Origin of the sequence: Amycolatopsis sp. NPDC051106, from assembly GCF_040682775.1 — a bacterium.
Classification (GTDB): domain Bacteria; phylum Actinomycetota; class Actinomycetes; order Mycobacteriales; family Pseudonocardiaceae; genus Amycolatopsis.
In genome coordinates this window covers 57,530-80,013 of record NZ_JBFBBQ010000016.1, presented here as the reverse complement: position 1 = coordinate 80,013, position 22,484 = coordinate 57,530, and the positions used below count along the sequence as shown (strand labels likewise).

General features: G+C 71.0%; 25 protein-coding genes and 1 riboswitch. Of the genes, 13 read left to right on the top strand and 12 right to left on the bottom strand.

Annotated features, from left to right (window positions below; genetic code table 11):
• Nucleotides 1–63 precede the first annotated feature (63 nt).
• The 3 genes from AB0M83_RS15435 to AB0M83_RS15425 are packed head-to-tail and all read left to right on the top strand — an operon-like array spanning nucleotide 64 to nucleotide 2,063.
• The gene (locus AB0M83_RS15435; RefSeq protein WP_364517333.1) at nucleotides 64–693 is read left to right on the top strand and encodes a cyclase; all 630 of its coding nucleotides are present in this window, start codon (nucleotides 64–66) and stop codon (nucleotides 691–693) included.
• Between the two features lie 45 nt (nucleotides 694–738).
• The gene (locus tag AB0M83_RS15430; RefSeq protein ID WP_364517332.1) at nucleotides 739–1,251 is read left to right on the top strand and encodes a DUF3291 domain-containing protein; all 513 of its coding nucleotides are present in this window, start codon (nucleotides 739–741) and stop codon (nucleotides 1,249–1,251) included.
• Between the two features lie 38 nt (nucleotides 1,252–1,289).
• Nucleotides 1,290–2,063, top strand: coding sequence for an enoyl-CoA hydratase family protein (locus AB0M83_RS15425; protein ID WP_364517331.1), 774 nt, complete (start codon nucleotides 1,290–1,292; stop codon nucleotides 2,061–2,063).
• A 101-nt stretch (nucleotides 2,064–2,164) separates the two neighbouring features.
• Here the strand turns inward: AB0M83_RS15425 and AB0M83_RS15420 are convergent, their stop codons facing one another.
• Nucleotides 2,165–3,469, bottom strand: a complete 1,305-nt coding sequence (locus tag AB0M83_RS15420; protein WP_364517330.1) for an MFS transporter — start codon at nucleotides 3,467–3,469, stop codon at nucleotides 2,165–2,167.
• A gap of 102 nt (nucleotides 3,470–3,571) precedes the next feature.
• Between AB0M83_RS15420 and AB0M83_RS15415 the strand changes: the two genes are divergently transcribed.
• Entirely contained in the window at nucleotides 3,572–4,549 is a 978-nt protein-coding gene (locus AB0M83_RS15415) for an Lrp/AsnC family transcriptional regulator (RefSeq protein WP_364517329.1), read from the top strand.
• On the opposite strand, the gene AB0M83_RS15410 is transcribed toward AB0M83_RS15415, so the two are convergent.
• The 3 genes from AB0M83_RS15410 to AB0M83_RS15400 are packed head-to-tail and all read right to left on the bottom strand — an operon-like array spanning nucleotide 4,524 to nucleotide 5,562.
• Entirely contained in the window at nucleotides 4,524–4,892 is a 369-nt protein-coding gene (locus AB0M83_RS15410; RefSeq protein WP_364517328.1) for a barstar family protein, read from the bottom strand. The two genes, AB0M83_RS15415 and AB0M83_RS15410, sit on opposite strands and share 26 nt — an antisense overlap.
• Entirely contained in the window at nucleotides 4,889–5,347 is a 459-nt protein-coding gene (locus tag AB0M83_RS15405) for a ribonuclease domain-containing protein (protein WP_364517327.1), read from the bottom strand. Before AB0M83_RS15405 ends, AB0M83_RS15410 begins: the two co-directional genes overlap by 4 nt.
• 11 nt (nucleotides 5,348–5,358) lie before the next feature.
• Nucleotides 5,359–5,562 carry a hypothetical protein gene (locus AB0M83_RS15400; RefSeq protein ID WP_086676857.1) on the bottom strand — a complete coding sequence of 68 codons (204 nt, stop codon included), beginning with the start codon at nucleotides 5,560–5,562 and terminating at the stop codon, nucleotides 5,359–5,361.
• Between the two features lie 59 nt (nucleotides 5,563–5,621).
• On the opposite strand from AB0M83_RS15400, the gene AB0M83_RS15395 reads away from it, so the two are divergent.
• From AB0M83_RS15395 to AB0M83_RS15385, 3 genes are all read left to right on the top strand, one after another.
• Nucleotides 5,622–6,587, top strand: coding sequence for a zinc-binding dehydrogenase (locus tag AB0M83_RS15395; RefSeq protein ID WP_364517326.1), 966 nt, complete (start codon nucleotides 5,622–5,624; stop codon nucleotides 6,585–6,587).
• A gap of 137 nt (nucleotides 6,588–6,724) precedes the next feature.
• The gene (locus AB0M83_RS15390; RefSeq protein WP_364517325.1) at nucleotides 6,725–7,768 is read left to right on the top strand and encodes an alpha/beta hydrolase; all 1,044 of its coding nucleotides are present in this window, start codon (nucleotides 6,725–6,727) and stop codon (nucleotides 7,766–7,768) included.
• 91 nt (nucleotides 7,769–7,859) lie between these two features.
• Nucleotides 7,860–9,326 (top strand): amino acid permease, encoded by a 1,467-nt coding sequence (locus AB0M83_RS15385; protein WP_364517324.1) that lies wholly within the window; start codon nucleotides 7,860–7,862, stop codon nucleotides 9,324–9,326.
• Here the strand turns inward: AB0M83_RS15385 and AB0M83_RS15380 are convergent.
• The 3 genes from AB0M83_RS15380 to AB0M83_RS15370 form a co-directional block, all read right to left on the bottom strand.
• The gene (locus tag AB0M83_RS15380) at nucleotides 9,323–10,372 is read right to left on the bottom strand and encodes a nitronate monooxygenase (protein WP_364517323.1); all 1,050 of its coding nucleotides are present in this window, start codon (nucleotides 10,370–10,372) and stop codon (nucleotides 9,323–9,325) included. The two genes, AB0M83_RS15385 and AB0M83_RS15380, sit on opposite strands and share 4 nt — an antisense overlap.
• An 18-nt stretch (nucleotides 10,373–10,390) precedes the next feature.
• Nucleotides 10,391–10,747, bottom strand: coding sequence for a nuclear transport factor 2 family protein (locus AB0M83_RS15375; RefSeq protein ID WP_364517322.1), 357 nt, complete (start codon nucleotides 10,745–10,747; stop codon nucleotides 10,391–10,393).
• Between the two features lie 61 nt (nucleotides 10,748–10,808).
• Complete coding sequence (locus AB0M83_RS15370; RefSeq protein WP_364517321.1) at nucleotides 10,809–11,318, bottom strand: MarR family winged helix-turn-helix transcriptional regulator; 510 nt, start codon at nucleotides 11,316–11,318, stop codon at nucleotides 10,809–10,811.
• A 107-nt stretch (nucleotides 11,319–11,425) separates the two neighbouring features.
• Here AB0M83_RS15370 and AB0M83_RS15365 point away from each other — a divergent pair, with 107 nt between their 5' ends.
• The 3 genes from AB0M83_RS15365 to AB0M83_RS15355 all read left to right on the top strand — a co-directional run bounded on the left by AB0M83_RS15365 (nucleotide 11,426) and on the right by AB0M83_RS15355 (nucleotide 14,549).
• A complete protein-coding gene (locus AB0M83_RS15365; protein WP_364517320.1) occupies nucleotides 11,426–13,198 on the top strand; it encodes a family 20 glycosylhydrolase in 1,773 nt (590 codons plus the stop codon).
• Between the two features lie 302 nt (nucleotides 13,199–13,500).
• Nucleotides 13,501–13,947, top strand: a complete 447-nt coding sequence (locus AB0M83_RS15360) for a pyridoxamine 5'-phosphate oxidase family protein (RefSeq protein WP_364517319.1) — start codon at nucleotides 13,501–13,503, stop codon at nucleotides 13,945–13,947.
• 26 nt (nucleotides 13,948–13,973) lie between these two features.
• Nucleotides 13,974–14,549 (top strand): PH domain-containing protein, encoded by a 576-nt coding sequence (locus AB0M83_RS15355; RefSeq protein ID WP_364517318.1) that lies wholly within the window; start codon nucleotides 13,974–13,976, stop codon nucleotides 14,547–14,549.
• Between the two features lie 6 nt (nucleotides 14,550–14,555).
• Here the strand turns inward: AB0M83_RS15355 and AB0M83_RS15350 are convergent, their stop codons facing one another.
• Nucleotides 14,556–15,125 (bottom strand): Uma2 family endonuclease, encoded by a 570-nt coding sequence (locus AB0M83_RS15350; protein ID WP_364517317.1) that lies wholly within the window; start codon nucleotides 15,123–15,125, stop codon nucleotides 14,556–14,558.
• A 133-nt stretch (nucleotides 15,126–15,258) separates the two neighbouring features.
• Nucleotides 15,259–17,109, bottom strand: coding sequence for a translation elongation factor 4 (gene lepA, locus AB0M83_RS15345; protein ID WP_364517316.1), 1,851 nt, complete (start codon nucleotides 17,107–17,109; stop codon nucleotides 15,259–15,261).
• 115 nt (nucleotides 17,110–17,224) lie between these two features.
• On the opposite strand from lepA, the gene AB0M83_RS15340 reads away from it, so the two are divergent.
• Entirely contained in the window at nucleotides 17,225–17,845 is a 621-nt protein-coding gene (locus AB0M83_RS15340; protein WP_364517315.1) for a class I SAM-dependent methyltransferase, read from the top strand.
• On the opposite strand, the gene AB0M83_RS15335 is transcribed toward AB0M83_RS15340, so the two are convergent.
• Nucleotides 17,842–18,216, bottom strand: a complete 375-nt coding sequence (locus tag AB0M83_RS15335) for a VOC family protein (protein ID WP_364517314.1) — start codon at nucleotides 18,214–18,216, stop codon at nucleotides 17,842–17,844. The genes AB0M83_RS15340 and AB0M83_RS15335 overlap by 4 nt on opposite strands.
• A gap of 23 nt (nucleotides 18,217–18,239) precedes the next feature.
• A complete protein-coding gene (locus tag AB0M83_RS15330) occupies nucleotides 18,240–19,118 on the bottom strand; it encodes a DMT family transporter (protein WP_364517312.1) in 879 nt (292 codons plus the stop codon).
• A gap of 356 nt (nucleotides 19,119–19,474) precedes the next feature.
• Here AB0M83_RS15330 and rpsT point away from each other — a divergent pair, with 356 nt between their 5' ends.
• Nucleotides 19,475–19,735 carry a 30S ribosomal protein S20 gene (gene rpsT, locus AB0M83_RS15325; protein WP_091316168.1) on the top strand — a complete coding sequence of 87 codons (261 nt, stop codon included), beginning with the start codon at nucleotides 19,475–19,477 and terminating at the stop codon, nucleotides 19,733–19,735.
• A 161-nt stretch (nucleotides 19,736–19,896) separates the two neighbouring features.
• Here rpsT and holA read toward each other — a convergent pair whose 3' ends face one another.
• Nucleotides 19,897–20,877 (bottom strand): DNA polymerase III subunit delta, encoded by a 981-nt coding sequence (gene holA, locus AB0M83_RS15320; RefSeq protein WP_364517310.1) that lies wholly within the window; start codon nucleotides 20,875–20,877, stop codon nucleotides 19,897–19,899.
• Between the two features lie 136 nt (nucleotides 20,878–21,013).
• Nucleotides 21,014–21,147: riboswitch (SAM riboswitch) on the top strand.
• 13 nt (nucleotides 21,148–21,160) lie between these two features.
• Here holA and thrC point away from each other — a divergent pair.
• Nucleotides 21,161–22,426 carry a threonine synthase gene (thrC, locus tag AB0M83_RS15315; protein ID WP_364517308.1) on the top strand — a complete coding sequence of 422 codons (1,266 nt, stop codon included), beginning with the start codon at nucleotides 21,161–21,163 and terminating at the stop codon, nucleotides 22,424–22,426.
• The last annotated feature ends 58 nt before the right edge of the window (nucleotides 22,427–22,484 follow it).

Below are 22,484 nucleotides of genomic sequence, written 5' to 3'. Positions count from 1 at the left end.
AACTATCTAAGCGCTGCGCGGCTCTCTTTCCTCTCCTCCAAAACCGCAGGTAGGTGGATACAGATGAAAGCGCTTCACTTTTCCCGGCTGGCTGCCCTGACCGCGGCCGCAGCCCTTCCGATCGCCCTCGCCGCCCCGGCTTCGGCGGCCACCACCATCGCCTTCGACTGCCAGGCCGACGCGCCGATCATCGGGCCGCAGCAGGTGTCGCTCAACCAGGACGCCGACGTCACCGCGCCCGCCACGGTCGCGCCCGGCGGCGCCTTCGACGTCGTCATCGACCCGGCGCCGAACGAGGTGCCGGGCGAGGTCAGCGGGAACACCGTCAAGAACATCAACACGTTCGCGCTGAAGTTCCCGATCCCGGCGAACTCCACCTACGTCGGCGCCGACCTCGCGGGCGGCTCCGGCCTCGGCGACACCGCGCCGACGATCGCGGTCGCGAACGGCGTCGCGACCCTGAGCTTCCCCGGCCCGATCGCCGGCGGCGCCACGTTCGAGCTGCCGACCATCACGGCGCACCTGACCGCCGGCCAGTCGGGCACGATCGAGACCAAGCTGTCCGGCACCAGCTACAGCGATCCCGGCCTGACCTTCAAGGCCGTGGCGGGCACCATCATCGGGGACATCACCGCCCCGACCGCCTGCTTCCCCAACCCCAGCCCGGTCTTCACCACGACGACGATCGGCTGACCGCGAGCCACCCTGCGGGCGGGGCTCCGCCCGTAGGGTGGCCGCATGGGGTACGAACTCGCAGAAGTCAACATCGCCCGGATGAAAGCACCGATCGACGACCCGTCCTTCAAAGGTTTCGTCGACGCGCTCGAGCCCGTCAACGCCCTCGCCGACGCCGCGCCCGGCTTCGTCTGGCGCTTGCAGACCGAGGACGACAACGCGCTCTCGATCCGTGCCTTCGAATGGGACGTGCGCGGCACGTCCGGCCTCCTGATCAACATGTCCGTCTGGACGTCGGTGGACACCTTGGCCGCCTTCACGTTCTCCGGTGAGCACCTCGCGATCCTCAAGCGCCGCCGCGAGTGGTTCCACCGCGTGAAGGACGTGATGACCGCGCTCTGGTGGGTGCCCGCCGGGTACCGGCCCACGCCCGCCGACGCCGAAGAGAAGATCAAGCACCTGCGCGGCCACGGGCCGACGCCCGAGGCGTTCACGCTGAAGCAGCACTTCCCGGCCCCGGACGCGGCCACCGTCGAGGCCCGCGAAGGCGAGCCCGACTGGCTGTGCCCGGCGTAACACCGGTGGCGCGCGGGGAGTGTGCGAAGGTGTCGGTCATGGCTGACGAACTGGTGCACTACGACGTGGTGGGCGGCACCGCCACGATCACCCTGGACTCCCCGCACAACCGCAACGCGCTGTCGGCGCAGCTGCGCCGCGAGCTGTCGTCCTCGCTGGAGAAGGCCGCTTCGGACGACGCCGTCCGCGTGATCGTGCTGACCCACACGGGCCCGGTGTTCTGCGCGGGGATGGACCTCAAGGAGGCCCGCGGCGCCGGCGCGGGCGACCGGGGCGTGAACGAGTTCCCGAAGATCCTCGAGCAGCTGTGGACCAGCCCGAAGCCGGTGGTCGCCCGCCTGGCCGGCCCCGCCCGCGCCGGCGGCATCGGCATGGTGGCGGCGTGCGACATCGCGGTGGCGGTGCCGGAAGCGACGTTCGCGTTCTCGGAGGTCCGCATCGGCGTGGTCCCGGCGGTGATCTCGTTGACGGTCCTCCCGCGGCTGAACCCCCGGGCGGCGCACGAACTGTTCCTGACGGGCGACACGTTCGACGCACGCCGCGCGGTGGAGATCGGCCTGCTGAACTCGGCGGTACCGGCGGCCGAGCTGGACGCGGAGGTGGCCCGCTTCGTGAAGGCGCTGGCGGCGGGCGGACCGACGGCGCTGGCCGAGACGAAGGCCCTGCTGAGCCGCCCCCGCCCGGCGACGCCGTCGGAAGGGTTCGAGGAGATGCTCGGGCTGTCGGCCAAGTTCTTCGCGAGCGAGGAAGGCCAGGAGGGGATTCTGGCCTTCGCCCAGAAGCGCAAGCCGAGCTGGGTGCCCCAGGACTGAAGCGCCCCAAGGTGGCCTTGGTTGCGTTGAATCAACACTGCGGCCCGAAGCCTTTCCGTTGAGGGTGGCGGTGGGGGCATCGGTGGAGCACCAAGGTGGCGTCAAGCCGGGACGCGGGCCTGCTTGCCCGGAACCAGCGCAAGCAGGCCCGTCACTCCGCCGCACACCGCGGCCACCACGTACACCGGCTTCAAACCCCCAGCCTGGTAAGCGATCCCGAGCACCGCGACCCCGAGCGTCTGCCCGAACTGCCGGGTCGTCGTCAGGATTCCCGCGGCCATCCCCGCCCGCTCGGGCGGCGCCGCGGCAGCGATCGCCGATCCCGTCGCCGGCCCCGCGATCCCCACGCCGATGCCCGTCACCGCGAGGCCGCCGGTCACCGTGAAACCCAGCTGCAGCAAGCACCCCGCCGCACCCAGCAGCACACCGGCGCCCAGCAGGACCCGCGGCGGGAACCGAGGCAGGATGCGACCCGAGAACGTCGAAGTCAAGAACGACGCCACGGCCAGTGGCGCCAGCTCGAGTCCTGCCGCCAGCGGACCGAGCGCGCGATCCGTCTGCAGCCACAAGGACACGTAGACCAGCGCCGCGAAGGTCAGCGTCGACGCCGCCGCGCACGCCACCAGTGTCGTGAACCCGCCGTCGCGGAACAACCGCAGGTCCAGCAACGGCTCCGGGCGCCGCTCGACGAAACCGAATGCGGCGAACGCAACCACCGAAACGACCAGCGCCCCCACCGTCATCGGCGACGTCCACCGTCCTGAACCGCCCAGGGTCAGCCCGTGCACCAGGCTCGCCGCGCCGACCGCGAACCACACCGCACCCGCGACGTCGAACCGACCCCGGCGCGCGGGAGTGTCCGGCCGCACCGCCACCAGCGCGAACACGCCCGTCGCCAACGCCAACGGCACGTTGACGAAGAAGATCGCCGCCCAACCGAAGTACTCGGTCAGCACGCCGCCCACCACCGGACCCGCGGCAGCGCCGAGCCCGTTCACCGCGAAGAACACGCTGATTGCGGTCGCCCGCGAGCGCCCTTCGTACGACACGGCCAGGATGGCGAACCCGGTCACCGCCAGCGCCGAGCCACCGACCGCCTGCGCCCCGCGCGCCGCGATCAGCATCCCGATGTCCGAGGAAAAACCGCAGGCCAGCGACGCCAGGCCGAACACCGCCAGCCCGGCGAGGAACACCCGCCGCCGTCCCCACCGGTCGGCGAGCGAACCCGCCGCCAGCATCAGCACCGCCAAGACGAGGGTGTAGATGTCGGGCACCCACTGCAACTGCCCGACCGACGCTCCCAGGCCGGCACCGATCCTGGGCAGCGCCACCGTCACGACGGTGGTGTCCAGCAGGAACAGGAAAGAACCCAGACAGACCGCGATCAGCGGCCACCACTTGCGCATCGAAACTCCCTTCGTGTGCTCCGAAGAGTGCGGTTGCCGCGTCGATGGCCACCAGAGAAGTCGACAAAACCGCCGGATACCGTCATCCACTAGCTTCAAGGCATGGAAACCGTCACGCTCGACGACGTCGACCGCGGGCTCGTCCACGCCCTGCAGGTCGACGGCCGCGCCTCCATGCGCACGCTCGGCCAGGTCCTCGGCGTCTCGGAGAACACCGTCGCCCGGCGCTACCGGCGGCTGCGGACCGCGGGCGTCCTCCGCGTCACCGGCGCGGTCAGCGGCGGCGACGCCGGCTACACGACGTGGACCCTCAGACTGCGCACGACGCCGGACGCCGGAGCCGCCGTGGCGGACGCGCTCGCCGATCGGCCCGACGCCTCATGGGTGCACCTGCTTTCCGGCGGCACCGAGATCTCCTGCACCGTCCACGCCCCGGACACGGCCGGGCGCGACGACCTCCTGCTGCGCAAGCTGCCGCGCGCCAACCGGGTCACCGCCGTCTCCGCGCACGAACTGCTGCACACGTTCGCGCTCCCGGACGGCTGGAGCGGGCTGCACTGCCTGTCCCCCGAGCAGGTCGCGCGGCTGCGCCCGCCGCCGCCCGAAGGCCCCGGCATCGCCCCGGAGGCCGGCGACCAGGCTCTCCTCGACGCCCTCGCGCACGACGGGCGCGCGGGGTACACGGCGCTGGCGGCGGCGACCGGCTGGTCCGACTCGACCGTGCGGCGCCGGATGGACGTGCTGCGGCGGCACGGCACGCTGACCTACCACCTCGACGTCTCTCCGGCCCGCCTGGGCTTCCGCTCCGAAACGCGGCTGTGGCTGACGGTGTCGCCGGTGAACCTGGCCGAGGCGGGCGCGGCGCTCGCAAGCCACCCGGAGACGTCGTTCGCCGTGGCCACCACCGGCACCACGAACCTGACGGCAATGGTGAACTGCCGCGACGGCCGCGATCTCTACCGCTACCTCACCGAGCGCGTCGCCGGGATCCGCGGCGTGCAGACCCTCGAGAGCGCGCCGGTCATCCGCACGGTCAAGCGCGCGGGGACGCCGCTCAGGCGTCCGGCAGCACGACCGTGAGCCGCCACGAGCCGGCGCTGCGGCCGCTCGGCCCGAGCGCGCGCTGCGCGTCCGAGAGGACGCTGCGGATCGCCAGGTACGTCTTGGGCTCGGCCTTGCGCAACGCCTCCGACCCCGGCCAGATCAGCACGTGCTCGCCCGGCGGCAGCCACGACAGGTCGGTCAGGCAGTCGTACAGCGCGTCGAGGTTGTGGCCGAAGTAGTCCGGAAAGGACAGTGCCTCGGCGAACGCGCTGAGCGTGCCGGCCTTGTCCACGGTCGGGTGCGAGTTCACCAGGTGCGGGTACGCACCCCTCGCGAAAGCCGCCTCCGCGGCGGCCTTCACCTGCTCCGAGGCGCTCATCGGGCCGGGTCCACGACGACGAACGACCCGTAGTGGTCGCCGGTGTAGTACAGCTCGTGCGCCTGCCCCGTGATGAGCCGCCGTGCGCCGCGGTCGGCGCTGCCCGGGGTCTTCACGGTGTACTCGTGGTAGTAGCCGGACTTCTTGCCGGGCAACCGCTTTTCGCGGTTCTCGAACACGACGTCGTCGTTGCGCGGGTACGGGTACGGGCCGCCCTTTTCGATCAGCTTCCACGTGTCGCCGGCCTGCGGCGGCAAGGTCGACAGCGCCTTGACCGGCAGCCCGGAGTCCGTGCCGGGGACGGCCGCGGAGCCCTTCGGGGGCGCGCTCGCCGAGCTGCTCGAGGTGGGGGACGCGGGCGAGTCGCCGCCGACGGCGTCCTTGACCAGCCAGCCTCCCAGCACCAGGACGAGGAGGCCGATCAGGGCGGCGGTGATCCGCCTACGGTTGAACATGGTGCGCCAGCCTAGGACGGGGTGTCGGAGCGGTCGTCGTCACGCCCCGGAGCAAGCCTGCGGGCGAACAGCCCGACGAGCTTGTCGAGCACCCACGCGGCGGCCAGGCACAGCGGCACGACGACCACCATGACCAGCACGAACTGGACCGGGAACCAGGCCTGGGCGAGCCAGAGCTCAACCCCGTCCCACCAGTCGGCAAGCCCGTTGAACACGGTGTGAGCCTACGCGCGCTCCGCTGCCCCCGCGCCTCAGGGGCGGTACGTTGCCAAGCATGTTCGCCGTGTACGCGCAGGAACCCAACGCCGACAGCCCCCTGGACTCGCTCGTCGTCGGCGAGCGACCCGAACCCGACGTGCCGGACGGCTGGGTCCGCGTGCACGTCAAGGCGGCCAGCCTCAACATGCACGACCTCTGGACGCTGCGCGGGGTCGGGATCAAGCCCGACCAGTTCCCGATGATCCTCGGCTGCGACGGTGCCGGGACCCTCGACGACGGCTCCGAGGTCGTGCTCCACTCCGTGATCAACGCGCCGGGCTGGCAGGGTGACGACACCCTCGACCCGAAGCGGACGCTGCTCACCGAGAAGCACCAGGGCACCTTCGCCGACCAGGTCGTCGTGCCGGCCCGCAACGTCGTCCCGAAGCCCGCCGCGCTCAGCTTCGCCGAGGCCGCGACCATGGGCACGGCCTGGCTGACCGCCTACCGGATGCTCTTCGTGAAGTCGGGGCTGCGGCCCGGCCAGACGATGCTCGTGCAGGGCGCCTCCGGCGGCGTCTCGACGGCGCTGGTGCAGCTCGGCCGTGCGGCCGGGTTCCGGGTCTGGGTGACCGGCCGCACCGAGGAGAAGCGCGCGCTCGCCTCGAGCCTCGGCGCGCACCAGACGTTCGAGTCGGGCGCACGGCTGCCCGAGCGCGTCGACGCCGTGTTCGAGACCGTCGGCAAGGCGACCTGGTCGCATTCGGTCAAATCGCTCAAGCCGGGCGGGATCATCGTGGTCTCCGGCTCGACCAGCGGCCCGGACGCGAACGCGGAGCTGCAGCGCGTCTTCTTCCTCCAGCTGCGCGTCGCCGGGTCGACCATGGGCACCCGCGACGAGCTCGCGGATCTGCTCGCCTACCTCGATCTGACCGGGGTGCGGCCGCAGATCGGCGCCGAACTGCCCTTCGCCGAGGCCCCTAAGGGGTTCCGGGCGATGCTCGAAGGCGACACTGCCGGCAAGATCGTCTTCACCCGTTAGAACCCCGCTGAGCTGGGCGGATCGTCTCGTTCCGCCCAGCCCGGCATCTGGTGAATCTCCAACGTACTCAGTTCGAGATCTGGTCGTTAGCACCTGAAATCGACCAAAACCCAATAGTCGCAAGGTAATCTGTAGTCATGACCGCGACGAAGCGGCCCGACTCGGCTGGACCGGGCGGCCGGTCCAGCAGTGACCCGGACCCGATCCGGGTCTCCTTCCGGCGCTACGCCGGTGTCCGCACCCGGGTCCTGGAGGTCGGGGACGTCCTCCCGGACCCGGAGCTCCCCCGTCGTTCTCTGCGCCGCCGCGCGGCCACGCCCCACGTCCGGCCGAGCGCACCGCGCCTGGTGCTGCTGCACGGTTACTGCGACAGCGCCGACACGTGGCGCCCCGCCCTGGAGCAGCTCGCGGCCGCCGGGATCCCGGCGGTCGCGGTGGATCTGCCGGGGTTCGGGGACGCGCAGCCGCTGCGGCCCGGCCCGATGCTGCCGCAGCTCGACGCGTTCACCGCCGCCGTCGTCCGCGAGCAGGCCGTGCTCGGCTCGGTCGTGCTGGCCGGCAACTCCCTCGGCGGCACCATGAGCTTGCGGGCGGCCCAGAACAGCAGGTCGCCGATCTCCGGCGTCGTGTCGATCGCCGCGCCCGGGTTCGTCGACTCGTGGCTGATCCGGACCGTGGCGCGCTACCCGCTGCCGCTGCGGCTGTACTCGTCCCTGCCGGTCCCGGTGCCGGGCTTCCTCGTGCGCAAGGTCGCCGAGCAGCTCGTCCCGCGGCTCCTCTACGCGAACTCGGGCGCGGCGGACGCGACCCAGGTGCAGCGCTTCACCGCGCTGTTCCCGGACTACCGCGCGACCAAGAGCCGGCTCGAGCAGGCCCGCCAGCTCGTCGCCGAGCTCGCCGACGCCTACCGCCTCGACTCGGTGAAGGTGCCGCTGCTGGTCGTCGCGTGCGGCAAGGACAAGCTCGTCACCGCGGCGTCCGGGCGGCAGCTGCACACGCTCGTGCCGCACAGCCGCCTGCTCGTCCGCGAAGACTGGGGGCACTGCCCGCAGCTGGACGACCCGGTGGAGATCGCGGAGCTGCTCTCCTACTTCGCGGCGAGCGCGGTCCGGACCACCCAGGCCAAGCGCGCCGTGGCGACGGCGTCGGAGGCCGTGAGCGAAGACACCGCGGCGGGCTGAGCGGCTCACACTGTCTTCACGCGGAGTTGGCGGTAGGTTCCGGCGTTGGGTCCGTGACCCGGACCCTCCACCGACCGTTCGGGAGACGATGATGTCCGCTCCAGGAGGCCTGGGCAGCAGCTCCGGCATCTTCCGGCGCAAGCCGATCGACCAGATCCAGGACAAGGGCGAAGGCGGCCTCAACCGCACACTCGGCCTGTGGCAGCTGACCGCCATCGGTGTCGGCGGCATCATCGGCGCCGGGATCTTCGCCCTCGCCGGGAGTGTCGCGCACGGCGACGACGCGGCCGGCATCCCGGGCGTCGGCCCGGCCGTGCTGATCTCGTTCCTCATCGCCGGCGTCGCGAGCGCCGCGGCCGCGTTCTCCTACGCCGAGTTCGCCGGCCTGATCCCGAAGGCCGGTTCGGCCTACACGTACGGGTACGCGGTGCTCGGCGAGGTCGTCGGCTGGTTCATCGGCTGGGACCTGCTGCTGGAGTACACGGCGATCGTGTCGGTCGTGGCCATCGGCATCTCCGGCTACTTCAGCTTCCTGCTCGGCCAGCTCGGCCTCGACCTGCCCGCCTGGATGCTCGGCGCGCCCGGCACCGGGCCGGGCCACAAGGTCGACCTGTTCGCCATGCTGCTGTGCCTGCTGATCGCGTACCTGCTCAACCGCGGCATCCGCGCCGCCGCCCGGTTCGAGACGGCGATGGTCGGGATCAAGGTCCTGATCGTGCTGGTGGTCATCCTGGTCGGCTTCTTCTACGTCAAGACCGGCAACTACACGCCGTTCGCCCCGGCCGGCTTCGGCGGCGCGGTGACCGGCGCGGCGACAGTCTTCTTCGCGGTCTTCGGTTATGACGCCATGAGCACCGCCGCGGAGGAGTCCAAGGACGCGCAGCGGCACATGCCGAAGGCCATCCTCTACTCGCTGGCCATCTCGATGGTGCTGTACGTGCTGGCCTGCCTGGTGCTGACCGGGATGCAGAAGTACACCGAGATCGACCCGAAGAGCGGCTTCTCGACGGCGTTCAAGTCGGTCGGCCTCTCCGGACTGGCCACGGTGATCGCGATCGGCGCCATCGTCGGCATCCTCACCGTGCTGTTCACGTTCCTGATGGGCGCCACCCGCATCGGCTACTCGATGAGCCGCGACGGCCTGCTCCCGTCGTGGTTCGGCAAGACGAACGCGAAGCGCCAGGTGCCGAGCCGGATGACGTGGATCCTCGGGGCCGCGTCGGCGATCATCGCCGGCGTACTGCCGATCGGCGAGGCCGCGGAGCTGACGAACATCGGCATCCTGCTCGCGTTCGTCGTCGTCTGCGTCGCGGTGATCGTGCTGCGCTACAAGCAGCCGGACCTGCCCCGGACGTTCAAGACGCCCGGCATGCCGGTGGTGCCCGCGATCGGCATCGTGTTCTCGATCTGGCTGATCACGTTCCTGCAGCCGGCGACCTGGCTCCGGTTCGCCGTCTGGTTCGTCATCGGCCTGGTCATCTACTTCCTCTACAGCCGGCGGCACTCGCTGCTGAACCGCACGCCCGGCACCGGCGTCGAGGCCGACAAGACGGACTAGCGGATGCGGTCGAGGCGTGCGGCCGCGTCGCGCGCCTCGACCTTCAGCCGCTCGAGGATGACGGCGGCCGACGCGTCGTAGGCGAGCGGGTAGGTCTGGCCCGCCCAGAGTGAAATCGCTTCCGGGTCGCCGGCCTTCGCCGCCGCCTTGCGCACCGGCCCGGCGAGGCTGTTCAGCTGCGGATAGGCCGCCGGCGCGCCTTCGGACAGCGCGTCCATGAACTTGTTGACCAGCCCGCGCGCCGGGCGGCCGCTGAAGGCGCGCGTGAACGCCGTCTCGCGCTCGGCGAGGGCGAGAGCCTTGCGGTGGGCTTCGGACGTCCCGGCTTCGTCGGCGCGCAGGAAGACCGTGCCCAGCTGGGCGGCGACGGCTCCGGCGGCGAGCACGGCGGCGACGTCCGCGCCGTGCACCAGGCCGCCGGCCGCGATCAGCGGCAGGTCGACGCGGGCGGCGACGAGCCGCAGCAGCGCGAGGACGCCGTATTCCGCGCCGCCGCCGGGCCGGTCCGCGTCGTCGGTGAACAGGGATCGGTGCCCGCCCGCTTCGAAGCCCTGCAGGACGAGCGCGTCGGCGCCGAGGTCCGCGGCCCGCTGCGCGGCCTCCGGGGTGGTCACGGTGACGACGACCGCGCTGCCGGCCTCCTTGAGGCGCAGCACGTCCGACGGCGAGGGCGGCCCGAAGGTGAACGACACCACGGGAACCCGCTTCTCGAGCACGACGTCCAGCTTCGCGGGGTACGCGTCGTCGTCCCACTTCGGCTCACCGAGCTCGACGTCGTATTCGCGGGCGAACACCTCGAGCCGCTCGCGGTGCGCGCTGATGTCGGCCCCGGTGTCGGGCTGCGGCACGAAGAGGTTGACGCCGAACTCGCGGCCGGTCAGCTCGCGCGTGCGCTCGATCTGCGCGGCGAGCGCCGCGGGGGTGAGCATGCCCGCGGAGAGGAAGCCGAAGCCGCCGGCCTCGGTGACCGCGGCGACCAGTTCGGGGGTGGTCGGGCCGCCCGCCATCGGGGCGGCGATGACCGGGAACGTCAGCTCGTCGAACATACCCCGACCCTAACGGCCTCAGTCCGGCAGCAGCATGGTGTAGAGCTTCTTGATGCGCCCGTCCTCGACGAGGGCGACATCGATCCCCCGCGCGACCGGTGGCGCGCCCTCCGGGCCGAACGCCCAGGCCAGGTGGCCCAGATCGTGGTTGACCAGCACCGGACCGGCGGCCGAGAAGACGAACCCCGGCGACTGGTCCAGCAGGCCCTTGGCCTTGGCGTCGAGCTCGGTGTGCCCGGTCGCCACCCCTTCGGGATCGGCGAACGTGACGTCGGCCGCGTAGGTCGCGGCGATCGCCTTCGCGCGTCGATCGTCGTCACGTTCGTTGAAGACCCGGAGCAGGTTGGCTTCCATCAGCTCGGCCACCGTCGCCATCGCGCACCCCTTTTCTCGAGCGGACCGACCACCACATTACGTGAAACATCACGCAACTGGGTCAGGGGTGGTCCGCCGGCCGGGGCAGGCTGCCGTGCTCGACGAGCGCGTCGTAGACCCGCTCGAGCGAAGTCGCCAGCCGCGCCAGCTCGCCGGGCTCGAGCGCGTCCAGGAAGGCCTTGCGCACGAACTCGACGTGGTCCGGCGCGGCCTGGCGCAGCGTCTCCCAGCCGGCCTCGGACAGCACCACGTCGACGGCCCGGCGGTCCTCGGCGCTGGCGCCGGTTTCCACCAGGCCGCGCTCGCGCATCCGCTTCAGGTGGTGCGAAAGCCGGCTGCGCTCCCAGCCGATGCGGATCGCGAGGTCGGTGACCCGCATCCGGCCGCTGGCCTCGCTCGTCAGGGCCACCAGCACGTGGTAGTCGGCGAGCGAGATGCCACTGTCCGCCCGCAGCTGCCGGTTCAGCTCGTACTCCAGGCGGAGGTGCACCTTCATGTACGCGTACCAGACGGCCGTCTCGCCGCCGGAAAGCAGCGCGAACGGCGATCCCGGCTCGAAGTCCCGCGGCACGGCGCGAGCTTAACCACCCGCCTTGGTCTAGACCATCGTCGGCAGAGATGCGACGATCCGGGCAGGTGCGACGGCGATGTCGCGCCCTTCCCGCCAGGAGGTCCCCGGTGAAGACTCCCCTCGCGCGGCGTCTCGGCCGCGCGCTCGCCGTGCTGGCGCTGATCGGCGCCGGCACGACCGCCGCCCAGCTGGCGCCGGCCGCGGCGGCCACCCCGGCCCTGCAGTCGATCGTGCCGGTGCCGGCCTCGGTGACCCCGGCGGCCGGAGTCACCTTCCCGCTGGTCTCGACGACGAAGATCGTCACCGAAGCCGGTTCGGCGCCGGCCAAGCAGGTCGGCGACTACCTGGCCGGCGTGCTGCGGCCGTCGACCGGCTTCGCGCTGCCGGTGTCGGACGCGCCGGCGTCCGTGCCCGCCGACAGCATCGCGCTGCTGCTGAGCGGTGCGCCCGCTTCCGTCGGCGCGCAGGGCTACCAGCTCGTGTCGACGGCGTCCTCGGTCACCGTGCGCGCCCAGACGGCCGACGGGCTCTTCGCCGGCGTCCAGACGCTGCGGCAGATGCTGCCGGGCCGGATCGAAAGCCCGTCTCCCCAGACGGGCCCGTGGACCGTCCCGGGCGCGACGATCGTGGACTACCCGCGCTTCGGCTACCGCGGCGCGATGCTCGACGTCGCCCGGCACTTCCACCCGGTCTCGACGGTCAAGCGGTACCTCGACCAGCTCGCCCAGTACAAGATCAACGCCCTGCACCTGCACCTGGCCGACGACCAGGGCTGGCGCATCCAGATCGACAGCTGGCCCCGCCTGACGACCTACGGCGGCAGCACGCAGGTCGGCGGCGGCGCGGGCGGCTACTACACGAAGGCGCAGTACACGGACATCGTGAACTACGCGGCTTCGCGGCACATCACGGTCATCCCGGAGATCGACATGCCGGGGCACGTGAACGCGGCGCTGGCGTCGTACGCGGAACTGAACTGCACCGGGGTGGCGCCGGCGCTGCGCACCGACACGGCGGTCGGCTACAGCTCGCTGTGCATCTCGAAGGACATCACGTACACGTTCATCGCCGACGTCCTGCGCGAGCTGGCGGCCTTGACCCCGGGCCCGTACCTCCACATCGGCGGCGACGAAGCCCAATCGACGTCGGCGGCGGACTACGTGACGTTCGTGAACAAGGTGCTCCCCCTGGTGGCGGCGACGGGCAAGTCCGTGGTGGGCTGGCACGACATCGCGAAGGCCACGCTGCCGGCCTCGGCGTCGCCGCAGTTCTGGGGAACGTCCACATCGGACGCGGGCGTGTCGGCGGCGGTTTCCCGCGGCAGCAAGGTGATCCTGTCGCCGGCGAACAAGGCGTACCTGGACATGAAGTACAACAGCTCCAGCCCGATCGGCCTGTCGTGGGCGGGATACATCGAGGTCCAGGACGCGTACGGCTGGAACCCGGGTGCGTACCTGTCGGGGGTGGGCGAGTCCGCGGTCCGCGGAGTGGAGTCGCCGCTGTGGTCGGAAACGGTGGTGACGCCCTCGGACATCGACTACCTGGCATTCCCCCGGTTGGCGGCGCACGCCGAGCTGGGCTGGTCGCCCTGGTCGACGCACGACTGGACGACGTTCCGCACCCGCTTGGGCGCCCAGGCCCCGCGCTGGGTGGCGCAGTCGATCGGCTTCTACCGGTCTTCGCAGGTCGCGTGGGACACGGGCGGGACGACCAACCCGGGCACGTGCACGGCCCCGGCCTGGACCGCGTCGCAGGTGTACACGGGCGGGAACGTGGTGTCGCACAACGGCCACAAGTGGACGGCGGGCTGGTGGACGCAGGGCGAGGAGCCGGGAACGACAGGCCAGTGGGGAGTGTGGACGGACAACGGCGCCTGCTGACGTCGCCGGCCGGGCCTGCCATCACGTGGGCCCGGCTCCAGCGCGCCGGCCGCCGTGGTCACGCGGCCGCGGTGCCGTGAATGACCCATTCACCTCGTCCCACGACAGGAATGAGTCATTCAAGACGTCCGGCCTACCTGGACCACGGCGCCTCAGCCGCGCTGCCCCTGGCTTCGGGAGGCGCTTCCCTTTACCCGGGTCTGCCTTCGCGTGGGGCCGGCCGGGCTGTGCGGACGGTCAGCACCGCACTTCACCCGGTGAAACCGGACCACGCGGTTCGCCCGGCGGGTTAGGTTGGGGCCATGACCGTTGATCTCGAGCAGGTTCGCGCGCTGTCGCTGCAGGAGAACGGCCTGGCCACCGTCGCCACCACGCGGGGTGACGGCACCGTGCACTCCTCCGTCGTCAACGCCGGGGTCTTCGACGACCCGGTGACCGGTGCGCCCGGCGTCGCGTACGTCGCCGTCGGGCGGGCGCACAAGCTCGCGCTGCTGCGGCGGGCCGGGCACGCCACCGTGACCTTCCGGCGCGGCTGGAACTGGGTCTCCGTCACCGGCGCCACCCGCCTCGTCGGGCCGGACGACCCCGACCCCGCCTTCGATCCTGCGGGCCTGCCGAAGCTCCTGCGCGACGTCTTCGTCGCCGCCACCGGCACCCACGACGACTGGGCCGAGTACGACCGCGTGATGGCCGAAGAGCGGCGGGTCGCGGTGTTCGTGACGGCCGACCGGATCATCGGCAACCCCTGACCCGCCCGGCCCCAGGAGTCGACCCGTTGTCCGAGTCCCCCGCCCGCGTCACCACGCCGGTCAAGGTGCTGATCGGCGTGCTCCTCGTCGCCGACGCCGGCTTCGGCGCGGCACTCGCCGCCGGTCTGGTGCGCGGCCTCTCGCCGTGGCTGATCGGCGGCGGTTACGCGGCGACCGTGCTCCTCGCCGTCGTGGCCTTCCGCCTCTCGCGAGCCCGCGCGCTCAAGCGCGGCTTCGCGGGTCTCCGCGACCTCACAGTCGGCGAAGAAGGCCTCCGCGTGCCCGCGGGCACGCTCAGCACGCGGCTGATCCCGTGGTCGCAGATCGCCGACGTCTCGACCCGCCGTTCGGCCCGGTTCGGCGACGGCTACCTGCGCGACGCGCTCTGGGTCGACCTGGTCACCGGCGAAGGCGTCGAGAGTTCGGTGCAGCGGTACGCACCCCGCGGCCGGCTCACGCCCGCACCGCCTCAGCGACGGCAGTTCGACCAGACGGCGATCCTCGACCCGGCGTTGTTCGACGCGGTGGTCGACCGGGTGCGGAAGGAACTCCGCCACCGGCAGCTGCACGCCCAGCTCCGTGGCACGCCCCGCATCCGGTGACCACGGTCAGCGGAGCCGGCCCAGCAGCTCCCGCGGCACGATCCGCACCGGGAACGGCCGCTCGACCTCGAGGACCTCGTCGCCTGCGGCCTTGGCCACCTGCTGGTAGCAGCCGTCCTCGTCGAGTTCGAACATCGTGAGCGCAGGCTCCTCCGGGTCGATCACCCAGTAGCTGCCCGTCCCAAGCCGCTCGTAGGCCGCCTTCTTGAGGTTCAGGTCGTAGATCGCCGTGCTAGGCGACAGCACTTCGACCGCCAGCACCGGGGGCGCCGGGAGATCCTTGTCCGTGAAGTCCTCGTCCAAGCCGGCCAGGACGTCCGGCTGAAGCTCGATCTTGTCCCCCGAGTGCACTGCGAACGGCGCGACGAGTACGTCGTACTCTGCCGGGCACGCGTCCTCGAGGGCTCTCGCGAGTTTCATCACGATCTTCTGGTGTCTTCGACCGGGCGCGGGGCTCACGATGAGCACCCCGTCGATGAGTTCGTAACGTCGGCCATCGTCAGGCATCCCCTCGAGGTCGCGCACCGTCAGCGGGCCCGAATCGGTGGGAAGCTCGATGTCTGCCATGACCGTCATGGTGCTCTCCTTTCGCTCTTCGCACCAGAGGAAACCAGAGAGCACCGACAGAAACCAGATCGAACACGGGTTCGGCGCCTATATTCACGCGGTGGCGTGAATATGGGCGCCGCTGTCACATCAGTGGAACACTTTACTTCTTGTTCTTGCCCGAGTCCTCAGTGGACAGTGCGGCGACGAAGGCCTCCTGCGGGACCTCGACCCGGCCGACGGTCTTCATCCGCTTCTTGCCTTCCTTCTGCTTCTCCAGCAGCTTGCGCTTCCGCGAAATGTCACCGCCGTAACACTTCGCCAGCACGTCCTTGCGGATCGCGCGGATCGTTTCGCGGGCGATGATCCGCGCGCCGATGGCCGCCTGGATCGGTACCTCGAAGTTCTGCCGCGGGATCAGTTCGCGAAGCCGGTTCACCATGCGGTTGCCGTAGTTGTAGGCGTCGTCCTTGTGCACGATCGCGGAGAACGCGTCCACGCCCTCGCCCTGCAGCAGGATGTCCACCTTGACCAGGTCCGCCGCCTGCGTGCCGGCCTCTTCGTAGTCCAGCGACGCATAGCCGCGCGTACGCGACTTCAGCGTGTCGAAGAAGTCGAAGATGATTTCGCCCAGCGGCATGTTGTAGCGCAGCTCGACCCGGTCCTCGGACAGGTAGTCCATGCCGAGCAGCTGGCCGCGCTTGTTCTGGCACAGCTCCATGATCGTGCCGATGAACTCCGACGGCGCCAGGACGCTGACCTTGCTGAGCGGCTCCAGCACCTTGTCGATCTTGCTGCCGGTGGGCCAGTCCGACGGGTTGGTGACGTGGATTTCCTTGCCGTCGTCCAAGACGACGTCGTAGACCACGTTGGGCGCGGTGGAGATCAAGTCGAGGCCGAATTCGCGCTCGAGCCGGTCGCGCGTGATCTCCAGGTGCAGCAGGCCGAGGAAGCCGCAGCGGAAGCCGAAGCCCAGCGCCACCGACGTCTCCGGCTCGTAGTCGAGCGCGGCGTCGTTGAGTTGCAGCTTGTCCAGGGCCTCGCGCAGCTCGGGGTAGTCCGAACCGTCCACCGGATACAGTCCGGAGTAGACCATCGGCTTCGGTTCGCGGTAGCCCGCCAGCGCGTCCTTGGCGCCGTTGCGCTCCGACGTCACGGTGTCGCCGACCTTCGACTGCCGGACGTCCTTCACGCCGGTGATCAGGTAGCCCACCTCGCCGACGCCGAGCCCCTTGCTGGGCTTGGGCTCCGGCGAGATGATCCCGACCTCGAGGAGCTCGTGCGTGGCGCCGGTGGACATCATCTTGATGCGCTCGCGCGGCGTGATCTTGCCGTCGACGACCCGGATGTAGGTGACGACGCCGCGGTAGGTGTCGTACACCGAGTCGAAGATCATCGCGCGGGCCGGCGCGTCGGCGTCGCCCTCCGGCGCCGGGACCGACTTCACGACCTCGTCGAGCAGCGCGCCGACGCCGATGCCGGTCTTGGCCGAGACCCGCAGCACGTCGTCCGGCTCGCAGCCGATGATGTGGGCCAGCTCACCCGCGTACTTGTCGGGGTCGGCCGAGGGCAGGTCGATCTTGTTGAGCACCGGGATGATCTGGAGGTTGTTCTCGAGGGCGAGGTACAGGTTGGCCAGCGTCTGGGCCTCGATCCCCTGCGCCGCGTCGACCAGCAGGATCGCGCCTTCGCACGCCTCCAGCGCCCGGGACACCTCGTAGGTGAAGTCCACGTGGCCCGGGGTGTCGATCATGTGCAGGACGTGGTCCTTGCCCTCGACCTGCCAGGGCAGGCGCACGTTCTGCGCCTTGATCGTGATCCCGCGCTCGCGTTCGATGTCCATCCGGTCGAGGTACTGAGCGCGCATGGCCCGCTCTTCCACGACGCCGGTGAGCTGCAGCATGCGATCGGCCAGGGTGGACTTGCCGTGGTCGATGTGCGCGATGATGCAGAAGTTCCGGATGAGCTCCGGAGGCGTGAAGGTCGTGTCGGCGAACTTGTTGAGCGCTGTCACTCGAATGAGTCCTCGGAAAGTCGGGGATGGCCACCTCTATGCTCCCACGGCGCTCCGGGTGCGGGTGGGGGTCATCCCCGATGCGAGCCGATCTGATCCGTGGTGCCCTCGAAGTATGAGCACTTCGCACCAGCCGGCACCCCCTCCCCAGCCGGATCCAGGTGGCTTCGGCCGCGTCCTCGACCGTGCCTTCGGTCACCCCTCCGGACCCCTCGGCCGCCTCGGCGGCTGGGTGATGGCGCGCGGCAACGCCGCCACCGAACACCGCGTCGTCGACCTGGCGAAGATCGAGCCGGACGAGACCGTCCTGGTCGTCGGGCCCGGCCCCGGCGTCGGCCTGGACGCCGCCGCGCGGCTGGCCGGGCGCACCATCGGCGTCGACCCCTCGCCCGAGATGCTCGGGCTCTGCCAGGAGCGCTGCGGCGACCGCGTCGAGCTGCGTGAGGGGTCGGCGGCGCACACCGGCGAGCCCGACGGGTCCGTCGACGTGGTCCTGACCGTGAACAACGTCATGCTCTGGGACGACCGCGCGGCCGGGTTCGCCGAGCTGGTCCGGGTGCTGCGCCCCGGCGGGCGGCTGCTGCTGTCCGCGCACGAGAAGTGGCTGCCCGTGAGCAGGCACGTCCTGGCCGACGAAGCCGCCGCCGCGGGCTTCGCCGACCTGCAGACCTGGACCTGGGACCCGCCCGGCTTCGCCGCGCTGGCCGCGCAGCTGCGCGCCGTCAAGCCCGCCTAGCGGGTGTCCGTGCGGATCGGGTGGCCCTCGGGCACCTCGACCAGCACGATGCGCGTGCCGTCCGGGTCGGCGATCCAGGCCTCGTCGAGGCCCCAGGGCTCGCGCTGGGCGTCCCGCACCGGCTCCAGGCCCTTCGCCTTCAGCTCGGCCATGACGCCGGCCAGGTCCCGGACCTGCAGCCAGAGCACCAGGTCAGGCGACGAGCCCGTCTCCCCCGCGCCGGAGACCTCCAGGGAGCCGTGCCCGAGGAAGAACACGGTGCCGCCGGGGAACTCACGCTCCACGGCCAGGCCGAGGGTGTCGCGGTAGAACGCCGTGGCGGCGCCGACGTCGCGCGGGCGGATCAGCAGCCGGCTCTTCAGGACTTCCATCCGACCATCCCTACCGGACGCGCTCAGGCGGCCGCAATCGCGGCGATTCCGGACAGCACGATCACCGAGCCGGCCAGCCGCCGGACGGCGTCGCGTTCGCCCAGCACCAGCCAGGCGGCCAGCCCGCCGAGCACGATGCTCAGCTCCCGGGCGGGCGCGACCAGGCTGACCGGCGCCATCGTGAGGGCGAACAGCACGAGGATGTAGGCCAGCGGCGACAGCAGCGCGACGATCAGCACCTCACGACGCTGCTCGCGCCAGATCCGGGCCACCTCGTCGCGGCCGGCCAGCGCGCCGGGCACGAGCAGGACGCTCTGGAGCACCGACCCGAGGCCGAAGTAGACGACCGGCGGCATGCCGATGCCGGTCACCGAGTTCGCGTCCCAGAGCGTGTAGCCGGCGATCGTGGCGCCGGTCAGGAGGCCGTAGAAGATGCCCGCGCGCCGTGCCTTCGCGGCGGCCGGGTCGTGCGCGGCGCCGGTGCGGCCGGTGCTGATCACCAGCACCCCGGTGATCACCAGGAACGCGCCGAGCAGCCCCAGCCAACCGGGTCGTTCGCCGAGCACCAGGACGGCCGCCAGCACCGACAGCAGCGGCCCGGTGCCCCGCGCGACGGGGTAGACGACGGAGAGGTCGCCGACGCGGTACCCGCGCTGCAGGACGACGCCGTAGGCGACGTGCAGCACCGACGTGCCCGCGGCGGCCAGCAGCCAGCTCCACTGTGGACGTTCCGGCTCGACGACCAGCAGCACGACCGTCACGGGCAGCAGGACGACGGCGGAAACCGTGTAGTAGAGCCAGACGAACTGCGTGCCCCCGGAGGAGATGCGCTTCGCGGCGAGGTTCCACGCGGCGTGCACGACGGCGGCGACGAGGACGAAGGACAGCGCGGTGGTGTTCATGGGACCCCTTACGGGTTTTCGCACGCGCGAAAACCGGGTCCTCCAGGCTTTTGCCCCGTCAGATGAACGGCAGGCCACCCGGACCCGCCGATGGTGCCGCTCGGACCAGACCCGCCGGTCCTGGTTGTGGAGAGCGAGGTGCGCGGACCGGCGACGGAACCCTAGGCACTACCGTTGTCGACCGTACCCCTGGTGATCGGTGTTCGCCGGACGCGGTCGCGGGCCGTCCGAGCTGGGCTGTTAGAGTTGTCGCTCGCTGCCCGTGCGGCATTCCGTCATGGAGGAAGCCCGCTCTTCGCGAGTGGGGCCAATTCAGCGCGGCGGCGAATCTCACCGAGTGAAACAGGAGTTGCCCTATGGCCAACATCAAGTCGCAGATCAAGCGCATCACGACGAACGAGAAGGCGCGTCAGCGCAACCAGGCGATCCGGTCCTCGGTGAAGACCGCGATCCGCAAGGTCCGCGAGGCCGCCGAGGCCGGCGACAAGGCCAAGGCCGCCGAGCTGCAGCGCGACGCCGCCCAGAAGCTGGACAAGGCCGTCTCGAAGGGCGTCATCCACGCCAACCAGGCCGCCAACAAGAAGTCGGCGCTGGCGAAGCGCGTCAACGCGCTCTGAGCTGGTTGATTTCTGGGAAAGCCCCGGCTTCGGCCGGGGCTTTCTTCATGTTCCGGGGCGGCCGTTCGCGGCTGTCGCCGGCTCCGGCGGAGAACTCGCCGAGATCGGCGGTCGCCCTCGGGGCAGGAACCGCAAGGTCCTCGCCGGCGGCAGCACGGACCTCAGCGTTCGCCCTTGGCGGCCGCCACCTGGAGGACCGCGCGCTCCAGTGCGTAACCCGGGTCCGCCGCCACACCCTTGACCTCGGCGTTCAGCCTCGCCACCACGCGCATCGCCGTCGCCAGGCCGTCCTGGTTCCAGCCCCGGACCTGGCCCTGCGCCTTGCGGATCTTCCACGGCGGCATGCCCAGCTCGCCCGCCAGCTGGTTCGGGTTGCCCCGGCCCGCGCCCGAGACCCGGGCGATCGTGCGGACCGCGTCGGCCAGTGCGTCCGCGACCAACACGTGCGGGACGCCCAGCTGCATCGCCCAGCGCAGCGACTCCAGCGCCGCCGAGCGGTCGCCGCTGACCGCCTTCTCCGCCACCGCGAACCCGGTGACGTCGGCCCGGCCGCGGTGGTAGCGGTGGACCGCGTCCGCGTCGACGGTCCCGCCGGCGTCCGCCACCAGCTGCGTCGCCGCCGAGGAGAGTTCCCGCAGGTCGGAGCCCACGGCCTCGAGGAGCGCGGCAACCCCGGCCGCGTCGATCTTGCCGCCCACCCGGCGCACCTCGTGGCGGATGAATTGCTCCCGCTCGGCGGGCTTGGTCAGCTTCGGGCACTCGGTGATTTCGGCGCCGGCCTTCTTCAGCACCGCCGGCAGCGTCTTGCCCGCCTTGCTGCGGCCACCGCCGGTGTGCACGACGACCAGGACGATCCCGTCCGCCGGGTCCTTCAGGTAGGACGCCACGGCGTCGGCCAGCTCCTGCGAGATGTCCTGCGCCGACTCCAGGACGATCACGCGACCTTCGCTGAACAGCGACGGGCTGACGAGTTCGGCCAGCTCGGGGGCTGTGAGATCCGACACCCGGACCCGGGTCAGCTCGGCCGTGGCGTCGATCGCGCGGGACGCGGTGAGCGCCTCGCGGACGGCGCGCTCGATCAGCAGTTCTTCCTCACCCAGGACCAGGTGCAGCGGGGCCGGGGCGGTGGCTTGGACGGTCACGGGGGAATCCTCTCACTCGCGGTGCCGTGCGCCCGCTCCGGTGATGTCGAGCGGCCGGCATGGCACGGCGCGAGCGCCATGTCGTACGGTGTCAGCGAGGCGGCGCGCTGAACGGCGCGCGCCGACAACTGAATACCGCTCATCCAGAGGGGCAGAGGGAACGGCCCGACGAAGCCCCGGCAACCGGCGTACAGCCTGTCATCCCGCGATCGCGGGGTAGCTGACGACCACGGTGCCAATTCCGGCCCGCTTCGGCGGGGCAGATGAGGAAAGGAACCTCGCGATGACCGCCACCCTCGGAACGACCTCCACCACGAAGACCCCGGATCTCGGTCCGGCCGTCGAACTGGTGTCGAAGGAAGAGGGCCACCGGCAGCCGCTCGCCCCGGAGTTCGTCTCCGCCGAGGACTTCTCGCCGCTCGAGGTCGCCTACGACTTCGGCCGCGTCCGCCGTGAAGACATCGAGGCCGGCCCCAAGAACATCTGGCGCTACAAGAAGCTCCTCCCGGTGCCGTCCAACGTCGAAGAGATCCCGAACACCGAGCCCGGCGCGACCCGGCTCATCCGCGCCGACCGCCTCGCCAAGGAGCTCGGCCTCAAGCGCCTCTGGGTCAAGGACGACACCGGCAACCCGACGCACTCGTTCAAGGACCGCGTCGTCGCCGTCGCGCTGGCCGCGGCCCGCGAGTTCGGGTTCGAAGTGCTCGCCTGTCCGTCGACCGGCAACCTGGCCAACGCGACGGCCGCCGCCGCGGCCCGCGCGGGCTGGCGGTCGGTCGTGCTGATCCCGAAGACCCTCGAGCGCGCCAAGATCCTCACCACCGCGGTCTACGACGGCGACCTCATCGCCGTCGACGGCAACTACGACGACGTCAACCGCCTCGCCACCGAGCTCGCCGGTGAGCACCCGAAGTGGGCGTTCGTGAACGTGAACGTCCGGCCGTACTACTCGGAAGGCTCGAAGACGCTGGCCTTCGAGGTCGCCGAGCAGCTGGGCTGGCGCATCCCGCCGCAGATCGTCGTGCCGATCGCCTCCGGTTCGCAGCTGACCAAGGTGGACAAGGGTTTCCGCGAGCTGGGCCAGCTCGGTCTCGTGGACGCCAGCCCGTACAAGGTGTTCGGCGCCCAGGCCACCGGCTGCTCGCCGGTCTCGGCCGCGTTCCGCGCCGGCCTGGACGTGGTCCAGCCGGTGAAGCCGGACACGATCGCCAAATCGCTGGCGATCGGCAACCCGGCCGACGGCCCCTACGTGCTCGACATCGTCAACCGCACCGGCGGCGCGATCGAGGACGTCACCGACGAAGAGGTCGTCGAAGGCATCCGGCTGCTGGCCCGCACCGAAGGCATCTTCACCGAGACCGCGGGCGGGGTCACCGTCGCGACGGCGAAGAAGCTGGTCGAGACCGGCAAGCTGGACCCGGACGCCGAGACGGTGCTCCTGATCACCGGCGACGGCCTCAAGACCCTCGACGCGGTCGAGAACCACATCGGCCCGAAGGCGACCGTGCCGCCGTCGGCCAAGGCCGTGAACGAGGCGCTCGGCTACTGACGTCCGGCCGGGGCGGGTTCCGCCCGCCCCGGCTTCAGCGGCGGGGCGGGCCGCGCGG

What these genes read in the sequence shown, in the direction of transcription:
- AB0M83_RS15385 (WP_364517324.1), top strand. Translation starts at nt 7,860, where the DNA reads ATGTCCGCTCCAGGAGGCCTGGGCAGCAGCTCCGGCATCTTCCGGCGC.
- rpsT (WP_091316168.1), top strand. Translation starts at nt 19,475, where the DNA reads ATGGCCAACATCAAGTCGCAGATCAAGCGCATCACGACGAACGAGAAG.
- AB0M83_RS15420 (WP_364517330.1), bottom strand. Translation starts at nt 3,469, where the DNA reads ATGCGCAAGTGGTGGCCGCTGATCGCGGTCTGTCTGGGTTCTTTCCTG.
- thrC (WP_364517308.1), top strand. Translation starts at nt 21,161, where the DNA reads ATGACCGCCACCCTCGGAACGACCTCCACCACGAAGACCCCGGATCTC.
- AB0M83_RS15360 (WP_364517319.1), top strand. Translation starts at nt 13,501, where the DNA reads ATGACCGTTGATCTCGAGCAGGTTCGCGCGCTGTCGCTGCAGGAGAAC.
- AB0M83_RS15390 (WP_364517325.1), top strand. Translation starts at nt 6,725, where the DNA reads ATGACCGCGACGAAGCGGCCCGACTCGGCTGGACCGGGCGGCCGGTCC.
- AB0M83_RS15340 (WP_364517315.1), top strand. Translation starts at nt 17,225, where the DNA reads ATGAGCACTTCGCACCAGCCGGCACCCCCTCCCCAGCCGGATCCAGGT.
- AB0M83_RS15410 (WP_364517328.1), bottom strand. Translation starts at nt 4,892, where the DNA reads ATGAGCGCCTCGGAGCAGGTGAAGGCCGCCGCGGAGGCGGCTTTCGCG.
- AB0M83_RS15430 (WP_364517332.1), top strand. Translation starts at nt 739, where the DNA reads ATGGGGTACGAACTCGCAGAAGTCAACATCGCCCGGATGAAAGCACCG.
- AB0M83_RS15425 (WP_364517331.1), top strand. Translation starts at nt 1,290, where the DNA reads ATGGCTGACGAACTGGTGCACTACGACGTGGTGGGCGGCACCGCCACG.
- AB0M83_RS15405 (WP_364517327.1), bottom strand. Translation starts at nt 5,347, where the DNA reads ATGTTCAACCGTAGGCGGATCACCGCCGCCCTGATCGGCCTCCTCGTC.
- AB0M83_RS15375 (WP_364517322.1), bottom strand. Translation starts at nt 10,747, where the DNA reads ATGGCGACGGTGGCCGAGCTGATGGAAGCCAACCTGCTCCGGGTCTTC.
- AB0M83_RS15330 (WP_364517312.1), bottom strand. Translation starts at nt 19,118, where the DNA reads ATGAACACCACCGCGCTGTCCTTCGTCCTCGTCGCCGCCGTCGTGCAC.
- AB0M83_RS15395 (WP_364517326.1), top strand. Translation starts at nt 5,622, where the DNA reads ATGTTCGCCGTGTACGCGCAGGAACCCAACGCCGACAGCCCCCTGGAC.
- AB0M83_RS15350 (WP_364517317.1), bottom strand. Translation starts at nt 15,125, where the DNA reads ATGACGGTCATGGCAGACATCGAGCTTCCCACCGATTCGGGCCCGCTG.
- AB0M83_RS15435 (WP_364517333.1), top strand. Translation starts at nt 64, where the DNA reads ATGAAAGCGCTTCACTTTTCCCGGCTGGCTGCCCTGACCGCGGCCGCA.
- AB0M83_RS15335 (WP_364517314.1), bottom strand. Translation starts at nt 18,216, where the DNA reads ATGGAAGTCCTGAAGAGCCGGCTGCTGATCCGCCCGCGCGACGTCGGC.
- AB0M83_RS15415 (WP_364517329.1), top strand. Translation starts at nt 3,572, where the DNA reads ATGGAAACCGTCACGCTCGACGACGTCGACCGCGGGCTCGTCCACGCC.
- AB0M83_RS15380 (WP_364517323.1), bottom strand. Translation starts at nt 10,372, where the DNA reads ATGTTCGACGAGCTGACGTTCCCGGTCATCGCCGCCCCGATGGCGGGC.